This window comes from Massilia sp. YIM B02769, from assembly GCF_030411995.1.
Lineage (GTDB): Bacteria > Pseudomonadota > Gammaproteobacteria > Burkholderiales > Burkholderiaceae_D > Telluria.
In genome coordinates, this window is sequence record NZ_JASNRC010000003.1 from 82,017 (window position 1) to 102,278 (window position 20,262).

Annotated in this window: 19 protein-coding genes; 6 read left to right on the forward strand and 13 right to left on the reverse strand. The window is 64.3% G+C overall.

Annotation, left to right across the window (positions count from 1 at the left end; genetic code table 11):
* Nucleotides 1-15: 15 nt before the first annotated feature.
* Both QPK31_RS05485 and QPK31_RS05490 read left to right on the forward strand, forming a co-directional pair.
* Nucleotides 16-702: a heavy metal response regulator transcription factor gene (locus QPK31_RS05485; protein WP_290421939.1), complete on the forward strand. Its 687-nt coding sequence runs from the start codon at nucleotides 16-18 to the stop codon at nucleotides 700-702.
* Nucleotides 699-2,087 carry a heavy metal sensor histidine kinase gene (locus QPK31_RS05490; RefSeq protein ID WP_290421940.1) on the forward strand — a complete coding sequence of 463 codons (1,389 nt, stop codon included), beginning with the start codon at nucleotides 699-701 and terminating at the stop codon, nucleotides 2,085-2,087. The genes QPK31_RS05485 and QPK31_RS05490 overlap by 4 nt, the downstream gene beginning before the upstream one ends.
* 138 nt (nucleotides 2,088-2,225) lie before the next feature.
* Here the strand turns inward: QPK31_RS05490 and QPK31_RS05495 are convergent, their stop codons facing one another.
* Nucleotides 2,226-2,963 carry a PEP-CTERM sorting domain-containing protein gene (locus QPK31_RS05495; protein WP_290421941.1) on the reverse strand — a complete coding sequence of 246 codons (738 nt, stop codon included), beginning with the start codon at nucleotides 2,961-2,963 and terminating at the stop codon, nucleotides 2,226-2,228.
* A 373-nt stretch (nucleotides 2,964-3,336) separates the two neighbouring features.
* Here QPK31_RS05495 and QPK31_RS05500 point away from each other — a divergent pair, with 373 nt between their 5' ends.
* The 3 genes from QPK31_RS05500 (at nucleotide 3,337) to QPK31_RS05510 (ending at nucleotide 7,066) form a co-directional block, all read left to right on the forward strand.
* On the forward strand, nucleotides 3,337-4,095 hold the full coding sequence (locus QPK31_RS05500) for a gamma-glutamyl-gamma-aminobutyrate hydrolase family protein (protein WP_290421942.1): 759 nt from the start codon (nucleotides 3,337-3,339) through the stop codon (nucleotides 4,093-4,095).
* A 117-nt stretch (nucleotides 4,096-4,212) separates the two neighbouring features.
* Entirely contained in the window at nucleotides 4,213-5,583 is a 1,371-nt protein-coding gene (locus tag QPK31_RS05505) for a glutamine synthetase family protein (protein ID WP_290421943.1), read from the forward strand.
* Between the two features lie 34 nt (nucleotides 5,584-5,617).
* A complete protein-coding gene (locus QPK31_RS05510; RefSeq protein ID WP_290421944.1) occupies nucleotides 5,618-7,066 on the forward strand; it encodes an aspartate aminotransferase family protein in 1,449 nt (482 codons plus the stop codon).
* Nucleotides 7,067-7,434: 368 nt separating this feature from the next.
* On the opposite strand, the gene QPK31_RS05515 is transcribed toward QPK31_RS05510, so the two are convergent.
* On the reverse strand, nucleotides 7,435-8,889 hold the full coding sequence (locus QPK31_RS05515) for a sodium:solute symporter family protein (protein ID WP_290421945.1): 1,455 nt from the start codon (nucleotides 8,887-8,889) through the stop codon (nucleotides 7,435-7,437).
* 247 nt (nucleotides 8,890-9,136) lie between these two features.
* Between QPK31_RS05515 and QPK31_RS05520 the strand changes: the two genes are divergently transcribed.
* Entirely contained in the window at nucleotides 9,137-10,474 is a 1,338-nt protein-coding gene (locus tag QPK31_RS05520; RefSeq protein WP_290421946.1) for a glutamine synthetase family protein, read from the forward strand.
* A 21-nt stretch (nucleotides 10,475-10,495) separates the two neighbouring features.
* Here QPK31_RS05520 and proX read toward each other — a convergent pair whose 3' ends face one another.
* The 11 genes from proX to hda form a co-directional block, all read right to left on the reverse strand.
* Nucleotides 10,496-11,545 carry a glycine betaine/L-proline ABC transporter substrate-binding protein ProX gene (gene proX, locus QPK31_RS05525; RefSeq protein ID WP_290421947.1) on the reverse strand — a complete coding sequence of 350 codons (1,050 nt, stop codon included), beginning with the start codon at nucleotides 11,543-11,545 and terminating at the stop codon, nucleotides 10,496-10,498.
* A 14-nt stretch (nucleotides 11,546-11,559) separates the two neighbouring features.
* Nucleotides 11,560-12,705 (reverse strand): glycine betaine/L-proline ABC transporter permease ProW, encoded by a 1,146-nt coding sequence (gene proW, locus QPK31_RS05530; RefSeq protein ID WP_290421948.1) that lies wholly within the window; start codon nucleotides 12,703-12,705, stop codon nucleotides 11,560-11,562.
* Nucleotides 12,702-13,937: a glycine betaine/L-proline ABC transporter ATP-binding protein ProV gene (gene proV / locus QPK31_RS05535; protein WP_290421949.1), complete on the reverse strand. Its 1,236-nt coding sequence runs from the start codon at nucleotides 13,935-13,937 to the stop codon at nucleotides 12,702-12,704. Before proV ends, proW begins: the two co-directional genes overlap by 4 nt.
* A gap of 559 nt (nucleotides 13,938-14,496) precedes the next feature.
* Complete coding sequence (locus QPK31_RS05540) at nucleotides 14,497-14,928, reverse strand: hypothetical protein (protein WP_290421950.1); 432 nt, start codon at nucleotides 14,926-14,928, stop codon at nucleotides 14,497-14,499.
* A 160-nt stretch (nucleotides 14,929-15,088) separates the two neighbouring features.
* Complete coding sequence (gene thpR, locus QPK31_RS05545) at nucleotides 15,089-15,604, reverse strand: RNA 2',3'-cyclic phosphodiesterase (RefSeq protein WP_290421951.1); 516 nt, start codon at nucleotides 15,602-15,604, stop codon at nucleotides 15,089-15,091.
* Nucleotides 15,605-15,616: 12 nt separating this feature from the next.
* Nucleotides 15,617-16,474 (reverse strand): 3-methyl-2-oxobutanoate hydroxymethyltransferase, encoded by an 858-nt coding sequence (gene panB, locus QPK31_RS05550; protein ID WP_374045780.1) that lies wholly within the window; start codon nucleotides 16,472-16,474, stop codon nucleotides 15,617-15,619.
* 77 nt (nucleotides 16,475-16,551) lie between these two features.
* Nucleotides 16,552-16,899, reverse strand: coding sequence for a DMT family protein (locus tag QPK31_RS05555; RefSeq protein WP_136220979.1), 348 nt, complete (start codon nucleotides 16,897-16,899; stop codon nucleotides 16,552-16,554).
* Between the two features lie 3 nt (nucleotides 16,900-16,902).
* A complete protein-coding gene (gene folK, locus QPK31_RS05560) occupies nucleotides 16,903-17,376 on the reverse strand; it encodes a 2-amino-4-hydroxy-6-hydroxymethyldihydropteridine diphosphokinase (RefSeq protein ID WP_290421952.1) in 474 nt (157 codons plus the stop codon).
* Nucleotides 17,373-18,761: a polynucleotide adenylyltransferase PcnB gene (gene pcnB, locus QPK31_RS05565; RefSeq protein WP_290421953.1), complete on the reverse strand. Its 1,389-nt coding sequence runs from the start codon at nucleotides 18,759-18,761 to the stop codon at nucleotides 17,373-17,375. Before pcnB ends, folK begins: the two co-directional genes overlap by 4 nt.
* A complete protein-coding gene (locus QPK31_RS05570) occupies nucleotides 18,754-19,428 on the reverse strand; it encodes an HAD family phosphatase (RefSeq protein WP_290421954.1) in 675 nt (224 codons plus the stop codon). Before QPK31_RS05570 ends, pcnB begins: the two co-directional genes overlap by 8 nt.
* Nucleotides 19,425-20,111: a DnaA regulatory inactivator Hda gene (gene hda / locus QPK31_RS05575; RefSeq protein ID WP_290421955.1), complete on the reverse strand. Its 687-nt coding sequence runs from the start codon at nucleotides 20,109-20,111 to the stop codon at nucleotides 19,425-19,427. The genes QPK31_RS05570 and hda overlap by 4 nt, the downstream gene beginning before the upstream one ends.
* Between the last annotated feature and the right edge of the window lie 151 nt (nucleotides 20,112-20,262).

Here is a 20,262-nt window from a genome sequence, read left to right on the forward strand (position 1 = left end):
TTGCCCGAGCATGCCATGGCCATCCTGGTGATCGAAGACGAGCCGAAGACCGGCGACTACCTGCAGCGCGGCCTGAGCGAGTCGGGTTTTACGGTGCATCTCGCGCGCAACGGCCGCGACGGGCTGTTCATCGCGCGCGAAGAAGAGATCGACCTGGTCGTGCTCGACGTCATGCTCCCGCGCATGGACGGCTGGCAAGTGCTGGAGGCGCTGCGCGGCGATCCGGCAACTGAGCAGATTCCGGTGCTGTTCCTCACCGCGCGCGACGAGGTCGAAGACCGGGTGCGTGGCCTGGAACTGGGCGCCGACGATTACCTGGTCAAGCCCTTTGCCTTCGTCGAATTGCTGGCGCGCATACGCACCCTGTTGCGGCGCGGCCCGGTACGCGAAGAAGAGCTGATCCGCATCGGCGACATGGAAATCGACGTGCTGCGCCGCCGCGTGCGCCGGGGCGGTCAGGCGATCACCCTCACGGCCCAGGAGTTCGCGCTGCTGCATTTGCTGGCGCGGCGCCAGGGCCAGGTGCTGTCGCGCTCGCTCATCGCGTCCCAGGTCTGGGACATGAATTTCGACAGCGACACCAACGTCATCGATGCGGCGGTGCGCCGCTTGCGGCGCAAGATCGACGATCCTTTCTCTGACAAGCTGATCCACACGCGACGCGGCATGGGCTATGTGTGCGAGAGCGGGGCGGTGCAGTGAGCGGGGCGCTGCGCGGTTCGCTGACCCTGCGCGTGACGCTCGTGTTTACGCTGATCGTGGCGCTGGCGGCGTCCAGCCTCGGCGTCTACCTGTACCGCGCCTTTGCCGGCGAAATCGTGCGGCGCGACGATATCCAGCTGCTGGGCAAGCTGCGCCAGGTGCAGACGCTGCTGGGGCGTCCGGGCGCGGCTGAGTTGCTGCGCGCGCAGCCGGACGTCTTCCGCGACACGATGAGCGGCCAGGAAAATTCCCTGGTACGCATCCTGGGCGCCGACGGCCGGCTGCTGGCCGACATCAATGCCCTCGGCGAACACTATCCGGTGCCGCCGTCCGCCGGCGCCGCGCCGGGCACCTCTGCAATTGCGGCCTGGACCACGCGCCGCGGCGACCCGGGCCGGGTGGTGGCCGGCAGCGCGCGCCTGGACGCGGACGAGGTAACGGTGGTGGTCGCCCGCGCCTACGCCGAGCGCAGCGCCATGTTCGCCGCGTACCGGCGCCAGATTGCCGGCGCGGCGGCGGTCAGCGCCCTGGCTGCGGCCTTGCTGGCAGCCCTGATGCTGCGCCGCGGTCTGCGGCCCTTGCACACCATGGCCGAGCATGCCGCGCTGGTGCGTCCGGGCACGCTGGCGCGCCGTCTCGACACCGCCGGCGTGCCGTCGGAACTGCTGCCGCTGGCCGGGGCCATCAACGCCATGCTCGACCGGCTACAGGCAGGCTATGTCCGCCTGTCCGGTTTTTCGGCCGACCTGGCGCACGAGTTCCGTACACCGGTGACAAATTTGCTGGGGCAGAGCCAGGTCATGCTGGCGCAGGCGCGCAGCGTCGCCGATTACGAAGCCCTGACCGCATCCAACATCGAAGAACTGGAACGGCTGGCGCGCATGATCGACAGCATGCTGTTCCTGGCGCGCGCCGAGCAGGACGAGGTAAGGCTGCAGCGCCGGCCGCTGGCGGCGCTGGACGAGATGCGCAAGGTGGCGGACTTCTACGATGGCATGGCGCAGGAACGCGCGCTGACGCTGGCATGCACCGGCGATGCCACCGTGCTGGCCGACGCTGCGCTGTTGCGGCGCGCCCTGGCCAATGTGCTGTCGAATGCCGTGCGCCATGCCGATGAAGGCAGCACCATCGTCCTGCACGCCGAGGCGCAAGGCGAGCGGACCGTGCTCAGCGTGACGAATTCCGGCCTGCCGGTTGCGCCGGCACATTTGGCACACCTGTTCGAGCGTTTCTATCGCGCCGATACCGCGCGCAGCGATGCCGAAGGCTCGACCGGCCTCGGTTTGTCGATCGTCAGCGCCATCATGGTCCTGCATGGCGGCGAGGCGGGTGTCCAGGCGGACGGCGGCCGGATCACCTTCACGCTGGCATTTCCTGCCGCGTGAAGCACTGCCTGGTCGAACGAACCGGGTGTCAAGTTTTCCGACAGTAAGTCAAAGACGCAAAAAGAGCGCCGTGTGGGCGAACCACAGGGCGCTCATTTTTAGCTGACCCGGCAATGCCGGGGTTGCGCGGGATTGCGATTACTTGCGGCGGCGTGCAGCTGCCAGGCCCATCAGGCCCAGGCCCAGGGTCAGCAGGGTTGCCGGCTCAGGCACTTCCGACGGTGGGGTGGTCGGGTCGGCCGGCAGTTCGACTGGCGGCTGCGGCAGGGTGACGACTGGCGGTTCGGTCGGCACGTCGACCGGTGGGGTCGGCTCGGTCGGCTGGGTTGGCGTGGTCGGTTCCGTCGGGGTGGTTGGCGTGGTCGGCTCGGTTGGCGTCGTCGGAGTGGTCGGCGTCGTCGGCGTGGTTGGGGTGGTTGGTTCCGTCGGGGTGGTTGGCACGGTCGGCTTGGTCGGCACGCGCTTGATGTCCAGCAGGATCTTCTTCAGCCACACGTCCTGGTCCAGGCAGAAGATGTAGTAGGCCGGGGTGCAGCCCAGCGAGATCGACAGGTCCAGCTTGTTATCGCTCAGCGTCGACGGACGCACGTTGAAGCTGTAGGTCGTGTAGTCGCTGCCGACGTTGTAGATGGTGCCGGCCAACACGCCATCGAGCTTGACCGAGATGGTTTCCTTGGTGGTCCAGGTGTTGTTGGTCACGTCGGCGAAGGTCAGGTACAGCTTGGCCGATTCGATCTCGGTGCCTGCCACATCGCTGATCTTCAGGGTGGCGTTGTATGGATCGTTGGTGGTCAGGTAGGCCGGCAGGTAGGTAGCTTGGGCAGCGGAGGTGACGCCAAGGGCGAGGGCGGCGGTAGCGATGATCTTTTTCAGCATGGTCGTAGTTCTCGTCAGGTTGAATTCAGGTTGGAAACACTCTGCTTTCATATAAAGCAATTAGTGTGCCTGAAAAGAAATATTCATTTCTTTCAAGAACTTAACTGATCGGGATCAATACGGCTGGGCTTGACTGTAAGATTTTTCGACAGAGAAAGGGAGAAAGAGGCAGGCAGTCCAGGGCTGCCGGATCGTGTTGGCATCGATCTTCGGTTAACGTTAAGCTTTTGCTATGGAAATCGCGTTTTACTAGCAGATCGGTGCCGCCTGCGCGTACTTGTCGCACGGTGTTTGATCTGGATTAACGGCCACTCGCGCCCGGACCAGATTGCTCGTATGATGGTCCTCGTGCGCTCACGACAAGGTAGACAACATGCGCCCCATCGTCATTGTTCCAGCATGCACGCGTGACTTCGGCGAACACCCGTACCACGCAGCCCAGCACAAGTATTGCGACGCTGTCGTCCTGGGAGCCGATTGCGCTCCCATGATCCTGCCCTCGCTCGGGCCGGCGCTCGACCTGGAGACCATGCTGCAACTGTGCGACGGGATCATGCTCACCGGTTCGGCGTCGAATGTCCACCCCAGCTATTATTCGGAAGACTTGCTCGATCCCTCGTTGCCGCAAGACCCGGCGCGCGACGAAACCACGCTGCCGCTGATCCGCGCAGCCGTGGGGCGGGGCATTCCGATCATCGCGATCTGCCGCGGTTTCCAGGAGATGAACGTGGCCCTTGGCGGCAGCCTGCACCAGGCGGTGCAGACCGTGCCCGGCAAGTTCGACCACCGCGAAGATCCCGAACTCGGCATGGACGAACAATACGGCGATGCCCATAAGGTCAGCATCGTGCCGGGCGGCTTCCTGCACGGCGTGCTCGGCGCCGACGAAATTCCCGTCAATTCCCTGCACGGGCAAGGCGTCAACGAACTGGCGCCCGGCCTGGTGGTCGAAGCGACCGCCGAGGACGGCCTGGTGGAAGCCTTCTCGGTCGGCGCCGCGCCCGGCTTCACGCTGGCGGTGCAGTGGCATCCGGAATGGCGCATCACGCATAACCCGTATTCCATGAAGATGTTCGGCGCCTTCGGCCAGGCTTGCCGCGATTACCGCGCCAGGAAACAGGGACGCTTATGACCGCCTGGGAAAAGTGGGCGGCGCGCGCCGTCCCCTAGCTCTGCCTCGGTCTCTCCTGCATTTACGTGCAGGCGTGCCCGCGCGCGCCTGCGAACCGAAGCGAACAATGAGGCAATCATGGCAATCCGCGAGAATTTTAGTTACACCGACATGGACGACTGGCTCAATGCCAAGCGCGTCACCGAAATCGAATGCCTGGTCCCCGACCTGACCGGCGTTGCCCGCGGCAAGATCCTGCCGCGCGTCAAATTTACCGAAGAGCGCGGCATGCGCCTGCCGGAAGCCGTGCTCGGCATGACCGTCACTGGCAATTCGCCGACCCATGACGCGGCCTACGACAAGGCGATCTCGTCCACCGACCGCGACATGATCCTGAAGGCCGACCCGACCACCATCACGATGGTGCCGTGGGCGGTCGACCCGACGGCGCAGGTCATCCACGACTGCTATTTCGCCAGCGGCGAGCTGGTCGACTTCGCGCCGCGCTCGGTACTGCGCCGTGTACTGAAACTGTACGAGAAAAAGGGCTGGAAGCCGCTGGTCGCGCCCGAGCTCGAGTTTTATCTCACCGCCAAGAACATCGACCCCGACCTGCCATTGACGGCGCCGATCGGCCGCAGCGGACGCTCGGAAACCAGCCGCCAGGTCTACAGCATCGACGCCGTCAACGAGTTCGATCCGCTGTTCGAGGACATCTACGATTACTGCGACATGATGAACCTCGACGTCGACACCCTGATCCACGAGATCGGCGCCGGCCAGATGGAAATCAATTTCCAGCACGGCGATCCGCTCGGCCTGGGCGACAAGGTCTTCTATTTCAAGCGCACCCTGCGCGAAGCGGCGTTGAAGCACGACATGTACGCCACCTTCATGGCCAAGCCGATGGCGGGCGAGCCGGGCTCGGCGATGCACGTGCACCAGAGCGTGGTCGATGCCGGCACCGGTCGCAACATCTTCAGCAACGAGGATGGCTCCGAATCGACGCTGTTCCACCAATACATTGGCGGCCTGCAGCGCTACATGCCGTCGGCGATGGCGGTGGTGGCGCCGTATGTGAACTCCTACCGCCGCATCGTGCGCCACACGGCCGCGCCGATCAACCTGCAATGGGGCATCGACAACCGCACCGTCGGCTTCCGCGTGCCGGTGTCGGGTGCGCAGGACCGCCGTGTGGAAAACCGCATCATCGGCGCCGACGCCAACCCCTATCTTGCGCTGGCCGTCACCCTGGCTTGCGGCTACCTCGGCATGGTCGAGGCCACCGAACCGTCGCCGATCGTCGAAGGCAGCGCCTACAACATGCCGGTCGAGCTGCCGCAAGGCTTGCCGGAAGCCCTGAACCTGCTGCGCGGCGAAGCGGCCCTGCGCGAGGTGCTGGGCGAACGTTTCATCGACGTCTATTCTGCGATCAAGGAACTCGAGCACCAGGAATTCATGACCGTCATCAGCCCATGGGAGCGCGAACACCTGTTATTGCACGTCTAAAACCAGGGATTCTTAAACCAAAAGAGGTGCCATCATGGCAACCGACGACACGGCGGTGCTTGCCGCCAGCTTGACCTCCGCGCGCCTGCCGGACGCGGAAACCTTCGACACGCGCGCCATCCAGCAACGCGATGCGGCGCATTTCCTGCACCCGTTCACCGACCATGCGGCGCTGCGAAGTCGGGGCGCGCGCGTGATCGTGCGCGGGCAGGGTGTCTACCTGTGGGATTCCGAAGGCAAGCAACTGATCGACGGCATGTCGGGACTCTGGTGCGTGAACGTGGGCTATGGCCGCACCTCCATTTCCCAGGCCGTGTACCGGCAGATGGAAACCCTGCCTTTCTATAACAGCTTCTTCAATACGACCAACGTGCCCGCGGTGCAGCTGGCCACCGAACTGGTGAGTCTGGCGCCGCCGCAGTTCAGCCACGTCTTCTTTACCGGCTCGGGTTCGGAAGCCAACGACACGGTGGTGCGCATGGTGCGGCGCTACTGGGACGTGATGGGCCAGCCCGGGCGCAGCGTCATCATCAGCCGCCACAACGCCTACCACGGCAGCACGATGGCCGGGGCGTCGCTGGGCGGCATGGCCGGCATGCATGCGCAGGGCGGGTTGCCGATTCCCGACATCGTGCACATCGGCCAGCCCAACTATGCCGAAAGCGGCCAGGGCATGAGCGAGAACGCCTTCGGACTGCGCGCCGCCAGCTGGCTGGAGGAGCAGATCCTGGCCAGCGGGCCGGAGCGGGTGGCCGCCTTCATCGGCGAACCGGTGCAGGGCGCGGGTGGTGTCATCATTCCGCCGGAAACCTACTGGCCGGAAGTGCAGTGCATCTGCGACAAGTACGGCATTTTATTGATCGCCGACGAGGTGATTTGCGGCTTCGGGCGCCTGGGCACGATGTTCGGTTCGGAGCTGATGGGCATGCGGCCGGACTTGATCAGCTTTGCCAAGGGCATCACCTCGGGCTATGTGCCGCTGGGCGGTGTGCTGGTCGGCAAGCGCGTGGCGCAGGCGCTGATCGAGCAGGGCGGCGACTTCAACCACGGCTTCACCTATTCCGGCCACCCGGTGGCGTGCGCCGCGGCGCTGGAAAACCTGCGCATCCTGCGCGAGGATAAGCTGGTGGAAAAGGTGGCGCAGGAAACCGGGCCGCATTTGAAGGCGGCATTTGCCGAGCTGGCCACGCATCCCTTGGTGGGGCATGCCGAGAGTTGCGGCATGGTGGCGGGGCTGAACCTGGTGCGGCGCAAGGGAACCGGGCCGCACGATTGCGAACATTTCCCGCGCGAGCTGGGGGGGGGAATGCTGTGCCGTGGGCACATGTTCGACAACGGGGTGATCATGCGTGCCGTGGGCGACCGGATGATCGTGGCGCCGCCGCTGGTGATGACGAAGGCCGAGATCGACGAGATGGCGGAGCGGATCTGGGATTGCCTGGATTTGACGCTGGCGGATGTGTACGGGCGCGGGTGGATCTAGCCTGGCGTGATATCTGTTGGCGGTATTGATGGCGCCATGTGCGCAACGTACGGTGGGCACTCCGTGCCCACGCAGTTACGTGCTCGTCCGTAGTTCGTAGCCGTGATGACTCGCTCCGAAACGCGGACATTGACCAGCGGCGCTAGCGAGACGCCCCGGGAGGCGCCGGCGTAACGCGACATGATCGACGCCACCGGCGCCAACACCGATCACGCATCCGCGTGGGCACGGAGTGCCCACCTTACGAGCGTGTGAATAAATCGCCATGGCTGCGTTGCCTCGTCTCGCCGTACGCTCGTACTGTCTTCGACTCGGCGCCGGTAGGCCGTATCCCTTGCCCTGACGATTTATTCACACGCTCTACGTGTTCAAGCCGCGATGGTCTTCGCCGGCTCCGTCCGGTTCTTCAGCACCTGCGGCGCCAGCGAACCGACGATCATGCCGGCAAACGCCGCCAGCAAGCCTGCCAGCTGCCCCGGGAATTCTTCGCCCAGCGTCGAGATCTGCGGGAAGAACAGAATCCACACGAACAGCCCGGCGCCGATCGAGACAATCGCCCCCTGGGTCGTCGCCCGCTTCCAGTACAGCCCCATCACCAGCGGAATGAAGGCCGCTACCAGCGTCACCTGGTAGGCCGACGACACCAGCTCGTAGATCGAGGTGCCTTCCATCGCAATCGCATACGCCAGCACGAGCGCGGCGAAGATGACGATGGTCACGCGCATCGCGAACAATTGCTGGCGGTCGCTCATGCCCGGGCGGATATTTTTCAGGATGTTCTCGGTGAAGCTGGTCGACGGCGCCAGCAGCGTGGCCGACGAAGTGCTCTTGATCGCCGACAGCAGGGCGCCGAAGAACAGGATCTGCATCACCAGCGGCATCTTGGTCATCACGAAGGTCGGCAGCAACTGCTGGTAATCGTTGCGGGCGATTTCCATGGCGTTACTGCCCATCACCACGACTGCGGCGACGACGATGAACATCGGCACGAAGCCGAACACGATGTAGCTGGCGCCGCCGATCACGGCGCCGGCGCGCGCGGTCGGGGCATCCTTGGCCGACATCACGCGCTGGAACACGTCCTGCTGCGGAATGCTGCCGAACATCATGGTAATCGCCGCGCCGATGAAGAAGATGATGTCCTTGAAGTTCGGTTCCGGCAGCAGGCGCCACAGTTGGGCTTGCTGGGCCATGTCCATCACCTTGTCGGCGCCGCCGGCGAGATCCGCCGCGAAGAAGGCGATGATCGACATGCCGACCACCAGCACGATCATCTGGATGAAGTCGGTCAGCGCCACGGCCAGGAAGCCGCCCACCACCACGTAGATCAGCACGGCCAGGGTGCCGATCACCATGCCCACCGCAGGCGCCATGGCACCGCCGGTGAGCACCGAGAACACCAGGCCGAGCGCCGTGATCTGTGCCGCGACCCAGCCGAGGTAGCTCAGGATGATGGCGACCGAGCAAAAGATCTCGATGCCCTTGCCATAGCGCTGGCGGTAGTAGTCGCCGATGGTCAGCAGATTCAGTTTATACAGCTTGGTCGCGAAGAACAGGCCAACCAGGATCAGGCAGCTGCCGGCGCCGAAGGGGTCTTCGATGATGGCGTTCAGGCCACCCTGCACGAACTTGGCCGGCACGCCCATCACGGTCTCGGCGCCGAACCAGGTAGCAAACGTCGTCGTGATGACCATAATCAAAGGCAGGCTGCGGCCGGCGACGGCAAAGTCGCTGGTATTCTTGATACGCGAGCCCGCCCACACGCCCAGCGCCAAGGTGCCCAGCAGGTAGATGACGACACAGGTAATCAGGGTGAAGTTCATAGGGTAGATCCCTTGGCAAGGGCAAGAAATGTTCGGGCGGAAAATCGGCGATTATAGCGGCAGAAGTTGGCTGAAGGATCAACCCGGCCCGGATTTTCGTGGAGTTTTCTTTCATATCCGGAAGAATGCTGGCATGAGAACAACAAGCTGCCGCCGTGTCGGAAACCGCTGCGGTCGATGAAGGGGCGCGCGGCCTCGATGGGGCCAGTGCTATATTGGCCCCCTTGCCGGCAGCATGGGAGTGGCGATGAGCGAAGCGATGCACGCGTTCTTGCAGGAACACGGGATACTCGACGTGGAATGCGTGATCGCGGACATGACGGGCATTGCGCGCGGCAAGATCCTGCCCAAGGATTTGTTCCTGAAGGGCGAGCACATGCGCCTGCCGAAAAGCGTGCTCCTGAATACCGTGAACGGCGAGCAGCCGAACAATCTGCCCTACGTCGGCGCGGCCGACCCCGACATGGTCTGCGTGCCTGACGAAGCCACCTTGCGCGTGGTGCCCTGGGCCTCGGAACCGGTGGCGCTGGTCATCCACGACTGCTGCAACTTCGACGGCACCCCGGTCGAGCTGGCCCCGCGTGCGGTACTGCGGCGTGTGCTGGACCGCTATGCCGCGCGCGGCTGGAAGCCGGTGGTGGCGCCCGAGATGGAGTTTTACCTGGTGGCCCGGAATACCGATCCGCACGTGCCGCTGATGCCGCCGATGGGCCGCAGCGGCATGACGGAACTCGGCCGCCAGTCCTACTCGATCGACGCCGTCAACGACTTCGATCCCTTCTTCCTGGAACTGTCGAGCTTTTGCAAGACCCATGCCTTGGGCGTGGAAACCCTGATCCACGAAGCCGGTGCGGGCCAGATGGAAATCAATTTCACCCATGGCGACGCGCTGGAGCTGGCCGACCGCGTGTTCCTGTTCAAGCGCGCCGTGCGCGAAACGGCGCTGCGCCACGGCATCTTTGCCACCTTCATGGCCAAACCCATGGAAACCGAGCCGGGCAGCGCCATGCACGTGCACCAGAGCGTGGTCGACATGGCGACCGGGCGGAATATTTTTACGGAGGAGGATGGCGGGCCGAGCGCGCTGTTCTTCCACTTCATCGGCGGGCTGGAAAAGTACGTGCCGCCGGCACTACTGCTGTTCGCGCCGCACGTGAATTCCTACCGACGCCTGTCGCGCTTCCAGTCGGCGCCGACCAACGTGCGCTGGGGGCACGACAACCGCACCTGCGGCATCCGCGTGCCGAATTCCTCGCCCGAGAACCGCCGCGTGGAAAACCGCGTGCCGGGCGTGGACGTGAATCCCTACCTGGCGATGGCCGCCACGCTCAGCTGCGGCTACCTGGGCATGGTGGAGGGATTCATGCCATCCGAGCCGATGGCGGACAGCGCCGAGCAGGTGCACGACGATCTGCCGCGCAACCTGGAAGACGCGATCCTGCGCCTGCGCGGCTGCGAGGCGCTGTCGAACATGCTGGGGGAGCTGTTCGTGCAGGCATTCTGCGAAGTGAAGGAACTGGAATTCGCGACCTTCAGCCGCGTGATCAGTTCCTGGGAGCGCGAGCACCTGATGCTGCTGGTCTGAACATCAGGTGCTCGGAGAGAATCAGGGCTTGGCCGCCGCCAGCGCCTGTGCGATCCAGCTATCGAACAATTGCTGGTGGAACTTGATCCAGCCCGCCGTATGGCGTGCAATATCGGCCTGCGAATTTTCGCCCGTGCGCATGCGTTCGTTCTGCGCATTGATATCGGCAATCGGCAGGCGCATGACTTCGAACAGCTTGAGCGCCGCCGGATTCTTTTCGGCCCAGGCGCGGTTCACCACGATGCGCGTGGTGTTCACCGAGAAGCCGTAATCGCTGCCATCGGCCAGGCGGGTATTGTCCTTGCGCGGATTGGACGAGAACGGCACCTGCAGCCACACCACATCCTTGCCCGGCACCAGCACGCCGCTCACCCAGTAGGGCGTCCAGGTGTAGTACAGGATCGGTTCGCCTCGCTGGTAACGCCCGATCGTGTCGGCGATCAGGGCGGAATAGCTGCCCTGCACGTGCTTGACCGTTGCGCGCAACTTGTAGCCGTCCATGTGGTGCTCGATCATCGCTTCGCAGCCCCAGCCCGGATCGCAACCGGTGAGGTCGGCCTTGCCGTCGCCGTCATGGTCGAACAATTTGGCCAGGCCCGGGTCGCGCAGTTGCTCGATGTTCGTGATGTTGTACTTCTCGGCGGTCGCCTTGTCGATCAGGTAGCCCTGCGCGGCCGGGCCGGCATAGGAACCGACGCGTAGCAGCTTGGCCGCGCCGCCGGCATTCTCGTAATAGTCCTGGTGCAGCGGGTCCCAGTGGACGGCGAGGAAGGTCGCATCGCCATTCGCAATCGCGATGTGCGCGGTCGGGTAGGCGACTTCCTTGATCGGCTGCGGCTCGTAGCCCAGCTTTTCCAGGGCGCTGTTGACCAGCATGGTCTGGAAGGTTTCCTCGGCAACCGAGCTTTGCAGCGCCTGCACCTGGATGCCCTTGCCGGGCAGGGCGGCATCCGGCGTCTGCGCCATGGCCAGGCCGGTGCTCAGGGTCAGGGCGGCCAGCGCCAGGGCCGAGAACCATTGGAAGCGGCGCTGGGCTTTATAGGTAACGTTGAAATGTTCAGTTTGATGCATATGATCCTTTCCTATTATTGAGCGGTGGCGGGCGCAGCCGGCGCGGCCGCATCGCCGCGCGTCGCACTGCCGCGCACCAGGCGCAGGACGAAGCCCAGCGGGCCGGTCTGGTACCAGTGGCGCACGCCGCGGCGCGGTTGGCCCATCGATTGGGTCAGGCGGTCGAGCGTGATGGCCAGCAGCACGATGCCGAGGCCGCCCACAGTGGCCAGGCCCATGTCCAGGCGGCCAATACCACGGAGTACCATCTGGCCCAGGCCGCCGACCGCGATCATCGAGGCGATCACCACCATCGACAGCGACAGCATCAGCGACTGGTTGATGCCGGCCATGATCGACGGCATCGCCAGCGGGAACTGCACGCGGGTCAGCAATTGCCAGGGCGAGGCGCCGTAGGCACGGGCCGCTTCGATCAGGTCGGGACGGACTTGCCGGATGCCGAGGTTGGTCAGGCGCACCAGCGGCGGCAGGGCGAAGATAATGGTGACGATCACGCCCGGCGCATTGCCGATACCGAACAGCATCACCACCGGCACCAGGTAGACGAAGGCGGGCGTGGTCTGCATGGCGTCGAGCACGGGGCGCAGGATGGATTGCGCGCGGTCGCTGCTGGCCAGGAAGATCCCCAGCGGCAAGCCGATCGCCAGGCAGAAGGCGAGCGAGGTCAGCACCAGCGACAGGGTGATCATCGCTTCCGGCCAGACGCCCAGCATCGATACCAGCAGCAGCGACAGCACGGTGCCGACCGCCAGCGTGCGGCTGGTGAACTGCCAGGCCAGCAGGCCGATGATGGCGATTACCACCAGCGACGGCGCGGCCAGCAGCAGGTGGCTGGAACCGGCCAGGGTCGCGTCGATCGGCGCGCGCACGGCCTGGAAGAAGGGGCGGAAATGCGCGACTACCCAGCCCAGGCCTTCGTTGATCCAGGCTTGCAGCGGCAGCGAGCCGTCGAGGATGTGCGTGATGTCGACACCGGATGCGTGCTCGGCCGTGGCCGATGGCGGTACCGCGTCGAGCCACGAGGTGTCGGATGGCGGCGTGGGCAGCCATGGGTTGACCTGGGCCGCCTGTTCGGCGACCGGCGCGGTGACCGGTGCGATGGCGGGCGCCGCTGCCGCTTCTGTTGCCGCTTGCGCAGCGCTGACGGTACTCGAATTCATGCTTGTCCTTTCTGAATAGGGGTCTCGGGAACGGCCGGCGTATCGCGGTCGAGGAACTTCAGCAAGGTGGTCTTGCTGATGGCGCCACGGAAACTGCCATCGTCGGCCACCACCGGCACCGCGTACGGCAACTGCGCCACCTGGCCGAACAGGCCGGCAACCGGCTCGTCCGCGTTGATGGTCTGCACCTCCGGCAGGAAGGCATGCGCCAGGCCCAGCGGACCGGTATGGCCGTCGAGCGCGCTGCGCAGGGAATCGGCCGACACCAGGCCGAGGAATTTGCGCTGGGGATTCACGACATAGGCGTAGGCCCGGTCTTCTTCCTCCAGCATCGACAGCGCCGCACGCGAACCGCGCGAAGGCGACTCCGACACCACGATCTGGCTCTTGCGGGCGATATCGCTCGCCTTGAAGACAGCCGCCGCATCGACGCCGCGCACGAAGTTGCGCACGTAGTCGTTGGCGGGCTTGCGCAGGATTTCCTCCGGCGTGCCGACTTGCACCACGTGTCCGTCCTTCATGATGGCGACGCGGTCGCCGATGCGCATCGCTTCGTCGAGGTCGTGCGAAATAAAGACGATGGTGCGGCGCTTGATCTGCTGCAGGCGCAGCAGCTCGGATTGCATTTCCGTGCGCATGATCGGGTCGAGCGCGGAGAATGCCTCGTCCATCAGCAGGATCGACGGGTCCGACGCCAGCGCACGCGCCAGGCCCACGCGCTGCTGCATGCCGCCCGACAGTTCATCGGGATAGCTGGCGGCATAGGCGGCCAGGCCGACTTGCTCCAGCGCCTGGCGTGCCAGCGCATGGCGCTCGGCCTTCGGGATGCCGGCCAGTTCCATGCCGAAGGCGGTGTTGTCGAGCACGGTCACGTGCGGCAGCAGCGCGAACGACTGGAACACCATGCTGATGTCCTTGCGGCGCAGGGCGCGCAGTTGCGCGTCGGGCAGGGTGTTGATGTCGTTGCCGTCGACCAGGATGCGGCCGGCGGTCGGCTCGACCAGGCGGTTGAGCATGCGCACCATGGTCGACTTGCCGGAACCGGACAGGCCCATGATGACGAAGATCTCGCCGGCTTCGATGGTGAAGCTGGCGTCGAACACGCCGATGGTGCAGCCGGTGCTGGCGAGGATGTCCTGCTTGCCGGCGCCCTGGCGGACCAGTTCCAGCGCCGCTTCGGGTTCGTCGCCGTAGACCTTGAAGACATGGTCGATGATGATTTGTTTTGCCACGTTGTGGTTCTCCTTCGATTTGGCGAATGGGCGACATCGCGCAGCCATTGGCGCCAAAGGAATGAATGGACCCGAGCCGTCGGCGATGCAAGGCGCACAGGCGCACGAGCGCGCAAACGACGGAAAGGGGCGAGACACGCATTGCCGGAGCAGATGCCGTTCAAGGGTGTCGTACGCGTGTTAAAAGAGGCTGGGGTTCAGGACTTTTAAGCACGCAAGGCGCTGCGCAACGTGCGACGCCGGAAGTGTTGACGAGAAAACTGCGTCAAACGATTACAGGTGTGGGCGCAAGGCCCGGGAATGGTTTCCCACGCATGGCGGAAAACACGGTGCAGCAGAAGTCGTATTGACGACAATTGTTGTTAATTGTTGCCAATTGTAGTGCAAAATGACAATAAAGTCAATTGGCATTCCAAAATGGATGTGCTAGTAATGTGTTCCAGCGTACCAATTGCGGAAACTACGTAGTGATTTAACCATGTGAAACCTAGCTTTCATTCAGCTAGATAACGTTGGCCAATGGACGGTCAGGGCCAAACCAGTTTAGCTAAGCCGGGGTCTATTCAGTTGTATCCCTGGTGGCATCTTGTAGGTCGAAGTACATCGTTGTGTCGTCGTACTGGCGCCGGACTCTGTAAGTGAATTTTCCTCGGCCTAGTGGCGTCTCGCCAACATAGTCTTCCGGAACCAGATCGAACTTTTTTCCTGCCACGTCTACATGCAGGGCAGCGTATCGGTACGCGGGCGTTAAAGCCTGATAACTACTCACTCCGTCGACCGGCACATCGCCGAAGAAGACGCTATTGATGCGGACGTTTTGAAGCGGGAGACCGGTCTCGTTAGCGACTCGAACCATCGACGCTTCAATAGGCGCATGGATACGATACATGCTGAAGATCGCAACGATGAAAGCGATGAGAATAATTGCTGAGCTAACGAAGGAGAAGATACTCCATGACCCAAAGTGAGCTTGCTCGGCCTCTGTTTCCATAGAACCTACTCCTTGTTCAACGATTCAAGGGTAGCGCTTGGCAGTCTAGCCGCGCTGTATAGCGATCGTCATTACTGCGAACGTCCACTCTTGGCCCGATAGCAGCCGTTTCAGAAGAGCTCAATGTGCGAATCCGAAAAGCGCTGCTTTATCTGCTGCTTCAAGAATACGTTTCCAGCACCCGGTACACGCCGCCATTGTCCGGCTGCGATTCCACCAGCGCATAGCTGTCGACTTTCCACACCAGCGCTGGCGAATCGGCCGGCACCTCGACCTCGCTGGCCCGCCGCGCAAAGGTCACGTGCGGGCGGTACTTGCGCGCTTCCGGCTGCAGGCCGAGCGCAACGAGGGCATTCGTCAGTTGCGTGTGCAGTTCCAGCAGTTCCGGCGGTTCGTTCGAAGGTTCGAGCACGGCGATGCCGTTATGCCAGAGCTTGGGCGCGCCAAAGTGCAATGCGAAGGGTGTGAAGGGGACCGCGAACCCGCGCCGCAGATCGGGCACGCGTTCGCTCGGCACGCTGCCGAGGAAGTGCAGCGTCACATGGAGTTTATCCGGATGAACAGGACTGGCGCCGCGCGGCCAGTCCCAGAGGTCGCGCCGCTCGCGCAGCGCATGCCGGACCGCTGGGTCCGGCCAGAGAGCGAGGAACAGGCGAGTGCTCGAAACGCTGTCCATCGCTCCTCCTGCTTAGAAGCAGTGCTCCGGCGCCGGGAAGCTGCCGTCCTGCACCGCCGCCACATAGGCTTGCACGGCGCCGTCGATGCTGGTCTGGCCGTCCATGAAGTTCTTCACGAAGCGCGCCTTGTGGCCGGGGAAGACGCCGAGCATGTCGTGCATCACCAGCACCTGGCCCGAGGTATCCGGGCCGGCGCCGATGCCGATGGTCGGCACCTGCAGCGACTCCGTGACTTCCTTGCCCAGCGCCGACGGCACCGCTTCCAGCAGCACGATGGCCGCGCCGGCCGCCTGCAGGGCCAGGGCATCGTTCTTCAGGCGCTCGGCGCCTTCGCTCGTTTTACCTTGCACCTTGAAGCCGCCCAGCTGGTGCACGAACTGCGGGGTCAGGCCGATGTGGGCGCAGACCGGGATGCCGCGTTCGGCGAGGAAGGCAACCGTCTCGGCCAGCCAGGCGCCGCCCTCGATCTTCACCATCTGGGCGCCGGCGCGCATCAGTGCCGCCGCGCTTTCGAAGGCGATTTCCTTGGTGGCATAGCTGGCGAACGGCAGGTCGGACACGATCAGCGCGTTCTTGTTGCCGCGCACGACAGAGGCCGTGTGGTAGACCATGTCGGCCAGGGTCACCGGCAGCGTCGACGAGTGGCCGGCGCAGACCATGCCCAGCGAATCGCCGATCAAGAGGATGTCGACGCCGCAGCGGTCCATCAGCGAAGCGAAGCTGGCGTCGTAGCAGGTCAGCATGGAGATTTTGGTGCCCGCCGCGCGCATGGCGTGCAGGGCGGGAATCGTGACGGGTTTGCGCGCCGGCTTGGATGGAGGCGGGGTGTCGCCGCCGGTCATGTCCTTGCCTTGCAAATAAGCGCTCATGGTCATCCTTTGAAATACGAAATAATCGACGGCGTAGTGTAATGCCGTCCTTGAAATCTTGCCGAAGCTGCGATTTTTCAGCTGCGGAAAATGAAATACACCGCACCGACCAGGCACAGCGCCGCCCATACGTAGTCGAGCTTGAACGGCTGGTTCATGTAGAACATGGCAAACGGCACGAACACGGTGAGCGTGATCGCTTCCTGCATGATCTTCAGCTGGGCCAGGCTGTATTGCGTCGCGCCGATGCGGTTCGCCGGCACCTGCAGCAGGTACTCGAACAGGGCGATGCCCCAGCTGATCAGCGCCGCGATGTACCAGGCGCGGTTGTTCAGGCTCTTCAGGTGCCCGTACCAGGCAAAGGTCATGAAGATGTTCGACAGGACCAGCAGGCCCGCGGTCTGGAAGAAAACGGGAATTTGCATGGGCTAGTCCAGTTTGATAATGGCCTGGTCCGCCACGCCGGGCAGACAGTCGGCGGCGCGGCCGCGGCCGGGAATGACGATGTCCGGCGCAATCTCCAGCAGCGGCGCCAGCACGAAGGCGCGCTCGTGCATGCGCGGGTGCGGCACGACCAGCGTTGGCGTATCGATGATGGCGTCGCCATACATCAGCAAGTCGAGGTCGAGCGTGCGCGGGGCATTGCGGTAGGGACGTTCGCGGCCGTGGGCCTGTTCGATGTGCATCAGCGCCGCCAGCAAGGCGTGCGCATCGAGCCCGGTGTCGACGGCGGCCACGGCATTGATGTAGTCGTCGCCCGAGGAATCGACCGGCGCCGTGCGCCAGCTGCCGGAGGCGGCATGCAAACGGCAGCCGGGATACGCATTTAGGCGCGCCAGGGCGTCGCGCACATTGGCGCGCGCGTCGCCCAGGTTGGCGCCGATGCCGACGTAGGCGATCATTCCTCGGCGCCGCCCGATCCAGCTGCGGCAGCGGTCGCGGTCGCGCCGCCTTCGGTGTTGCGGTGGCGCGGACCACGGCGCGGTGCGCGCTTTTTCTTCTCGCCGGCCGCCGGGCGGGCATTCGCTTGCGTGACCAGGCGTTCGCGTTCGCCCGATTCGGCTTCGTAGAAGGCGGTCCACCATTCGCCGATCTCGGCATCGAGTTCGCCCGAGGCGCAGCGCAGCAGCAGGAAGTCGTAGCCGGCGCGGAAGCGCGGGTTCTCCAGCAATTTGTACGGCGCCTTGCCCTGGCGGCGCTCGAAGCGCGGCTGCATGGCCCAGATGTCGCGCATGTCGGTGGCGATGCGGCGCTGCAGGGCCAGGTTTTCGGTTTGCGTTTCCAGCACGGCGTCGGCGGCCAGGTGCAGCGCGGGAATAGGCGCTTCGCCGGCGGCGCGGTAGGCGGTCCATTTTTCCAGCACCTGGTGCCACAGCAGCGAGGCAAACAGGAAGCCCGGCGACACGCCCTTGCCGGCTTTCACGCGGCCATCGGTCGATTCCAGCGCCAGGGTCACGAACTTCATGCCGATCGGCTGTTCCAGCACCACGTCGAGCAGGGGCAGCAAACCGTGGTGCAGGCCGGCCGAACGCAGCTCCTTCAGGCAGGCCAGCGCGTGGCCCGACAGCAGGAGCTTCAGCATTTCGTCGAACACGCGCGCGGCCGGCACGTTGTCGATCAGCGGCGCCATCACGGGGATCGGCGCGCGCGTGGTCGGCTCGATGGTGAAGCCGAGCTTGGCGGCGAAGCGCACCACGCGCAGCATGCGCACCGGGTCTTCGCGGTAGCGCGCCTCGGGCACGCCGATGATGCGCAGGGTTTTATCCCGGATGTCCTCGATGCCGCCGTGGTAGTCCAGCACGGTCTGCGTGGCCGGATCGTAGTACATGGCGTTGATGGTGAAGTCGCGGCGCGCGGCATCCTCGTGCTGCGGGCCGAAGTTGTTGTCGCGCAGGACGCGGCCGTGCTCGTCCTTCGGCGCGTTGGCGCTGCCGGCGCCGCGGAAGGTGGTCACTTCCAGCAGCTCCTGGCCGAACATCACGTGCACGATCTGGAAGCGGCGGCCGATGATGAAGGCGCGCCGGAACAGCTTTTTCACCTGCTCGGGCGTGGCGTCGGTGGCGATGTCGAAGTCTTTCGGCTTCACGCCCAGCAGCAGGTCGCGCACGGCACCGCCGACGACAAAGGCCTTGAAGCCGGCTTCCTGCAGGGTTTGCGTGAGGCGGATCGCGTTCGGCGACAGCAATTTGAGGTCGATGCCGTGCTGGTCGACGCCGAGGGTCACCGGTTCGGTAGGGTTGCGCCCGTCTTTCACGCCAAGGATTTTACGGATGAATTTTTTAATCATTGAAAAGATGAAGGTGAGGCCAGCCGTTGGCGTGTGCGTGTTGGGCGAGTGCGCTGCTCGGGTTGGTCGCAATCGGGTCCGACACCACCGATAGTAGTGGAATGTCGTTGTGCGAGTCGCTGTAGAACCAGCTGCGCTCGAAGGAGGCGAACGGACGGCCCAGGCGTTCCAGCCAGGCGTGCATGTGCGTGATCTTGCCCGGACCCGAAGTCGGGGTGCCGGCCAGTTTCCCGGTCAGCTTGCCCTGTGCGTCCAGCTCCGGCATCGCGGCGATGTGGTGTTCGACGCCGAAGGCCTGCGCGATGGGCGCCGTGATGTAGTGGTTGGTGGCGGTGATGATGGCCACCAGGTCGCCGGCGTCGAGGTGGCGCTGCACCAGCGCGCGCGCCTGCGGGCGGATCGCCGGTTCGATCACTTCGCGCATGTACTGCGCATGCATGGCGTCGAGTTCCGGGCGCGGATAGCGCGCCAGGGTGCCGAGGGCGAATTCCAGGTATTCCACGGGGTCGAGCACGCCGGCCTGGTACTGGGCGAAGAAATCGTCGTTGCGGCGTTTGTATTCGGCCGCGTCGACGGCCCCGATCCGCACCAGGAACTGGCCCCACTCGTAATCCGAGTCGATCGGCAGCAGGGTGTGGTCGAGGTCAAACAACGCAAGGTTTTTCATTCTTTGGATTCCGACTGCGGGGTTCCCTGGAGCAGCAGGTCGCGCAGCAGCGGCAGCGTGACGGGGCGCTGGGTTTCGAGCGAATACTGGTCGAGGGCGTCCAGCATCGTCGCCAGGGAGCGCATGTCGCGCTTGAAATGGGACAGCAAATAGGGTAACACGCTGGCCGACAGCGTCAAACCGCGCGCCTCGGCAGCCTGGGTCAAGGCCGCGATCTTCTCGTCGTCGGACAGGCCGTGGATCAGGTAGATCAGGCCCCAGCCCATGCGCGTGCGCAGGTCTTCGCGCACCGGCAGCACGGCCGGGGGCACCGGGCCGGTGGAAACCATGTAGGCGCCGTGCTCGCGGATCTGGTTGAACAGGGCAAAGGCGTCGATCTGGGCTTGCGGCGACAGCAGGTTGCAGTCGTCCAGCAGGTAGAGCGTGATCTCGGGCGTAAAGACAAATTCTTCGCTCGGCGCGTCGGCGGCGATGTAGCGCGAGGCCGGCGTGGCGGCCAGGCCCTGCAGCAAATGGGTCTTGCCGGCGCCGGTGTCGCCCCACAGGTAGGCGAAATGCTCGCGCGACGCGCGCTGCGCGAACTGGTGCATCAGGTGCGTCAGTTCCGCATTCGCCCCGACCTGGAAGGTATCGAGGCTCTGCGCCGGATGTTCGGCGCCGAGATCGAGCACCAGCTGTTTCATGGTGTCGGCCTCATGCTGGAATATTTATGCGCACGCATCGCTGGAAGTGTAGGGCGGGGGCGGCCGGCATAGGCACTCGTCCCCACCGAAACATCGCACCGACATTGCCCCCGGAGCGCCGCCACAAGCTCGGCAAGTTGTTCTCCAGTTG

Bases quoted from the DNA above. Each gene is read 5' to 3' on its own strand.
- QPK31_RS05540 (WP_290421950.1), bottom strand. From the start codon at position 14,928: ATGGAAACAGAGGCCGAGCAAGCTCACTTTGGGTCATGGAGTATCTTC.
- QPK31_RS05495 (WP_290421941.1), bottom strand. From the start codon at position 2,963: ATGCTGAAAAAGATCATCGCTACCGCCGCCCTCGCCCTTGGCGTCACC.
- QPK31_RS05555 (WP_136220979.1), bottom strand. From the start codon at position 16,899: ATGCAAATTCCCGTTTTCTTCCAGACCGCGGGCCTGCTGGTCCTGTCG.
- panB (WP_374045780.1), bottom strand. From the start codon at position 16,474: ATGAGCGCTTATTTGCAAGGCAAGGACATGACCGGCGGCGACACCCCG.
- QPK31_RS05515 (WP_290421945.1), bottom strand. From the start codon at position 8,889: ATGAACTTCACCCTGATTACCTGTGTCGTCATCTACCTGCTGGGCACC.
- thpR (WP_290421951.1), bottom strand. From the start codon at position 15,604: ATGGACAGCGTTTCGAGCACTCGCCTGTTCCTCGCTCTCTGGCCGGAC.
- QPK31_RS05500 (WP_290421942.1), top strand. From the start codon at position 3,337: ATGCGCCCCATCGTCATTGTTCCAGCATGCACGCGTGACTTCGGCGAA.
- folK (WP_290421952.1), bottom strand. From the start codon at position 17,376: ATGATCGCCTACGTCGGCATCGGCGCCAACCTGGGCGACGCGCGCGCC.
- proX (WP_290421947.1), bottom strand. From the start codon at position 11,545: ATGCATCAAACTGAACATTTCAACGTTACCTATAAAGCCCAGCGCCGC.
- QPK31_RS05570 (WP_290421954.1), bottom strand. From the start codon at position 19,428: ATGAAAAACCTTGCGTTGTTTGACCTCGACCACACCCTGCTGCCGATC.
- QPK31_RS05510 (WP_290421944.1), top strand. From the start codon at position 5,618: ATGGCAACCGACGACACGGCGGTGCTTGCCGCCAGCTTGACCTCCGCG.
- proW (WP_290421948.1), bottom strand. From the start codon at position 12,705: ATGAATTCGAGTACCGTCAGCGCTGCGCAAGCGGCAACAGAAGCGGCA.
- QPK31_RS05505 (WP_290421943.1), top strand. From the start codon at position 4,213: ATGGCAATCCGCGAGAATTTTAGTTACACCGACATGGACGACTGGCTC.
- hda (WP_290421955.1), bottom strand. From the start codon at position 20,111: ATGAAACAGCTGGTGCTCGATCTCGGCGCCGAACATCCGGCGCAGAGC.
- QPK31_RS05485 (WP_290421939.1), top strand. From the start codon at position 16: ATGGCCATCCTGGTGATCGAAGACGAGCCGAAGACCGGCGACTACCTG.
- QPK31_RS05520 (WP_290421946.1), top strand. From the start codon at position 9,137: ATGAGCGAAGCGATGCACGCGTTCTTGCAGGAACACGGGATACTCGAC.
- pcnB (WP_290421953.1), bottom strand. From the start codon at position 18,761: ATGATTAAAAAATTCATCCGTAAAATCCTTGGCGTGAAAGACGGGCGC.